Raw genomic sequence first — 260 nt, forward strand, 5'->3', positions numbered from 1 at the left:
ATGTTGCGGGATCAAGTAGGGGCCAAAATTGATGCTGCAGGTCCCAAAATCCGGGCTGCCAATAACGCTACGCTAATCTATAACTATAGGTGCCTGAATGCAATTGGAGTGACTAGATATTGCTATGACTTAGAGTACGAGAAATTAAAATTGCAGCAAGAAGCAGATGCAGCAACCCTTGCCGCCAAGCAGGCAGCATGGGATCTTGCTAATGCAGTACTGGCAGTTGCACATGATGAAAATCAGGCTATTAATGGTGA

At 45.4% G+C, this 260-nt stretch carries 1 protein-coding gene; it reads left to right on the top strand.

All coding sequences use genetic code 11. From position 1 onward, the window contains the following. On the top strand, positions 1–260 hold a 260-nt coding region (locus tag Dpoa2040_RS07005; RefSeq protein WP_168640813.1), incomplete at both ends, for a hypothetical protein.

The sequence above is a fragment of the Dickeya sp. CFBP 2040 genome (genome assembly GCF_012273755.1).
GTDB lineage: Bacteria > Pseudomonadota > Gammaproteobacteria > Enterobacterales > Enterobacteriaceae > Dickeya > Dickeya poaceiphila.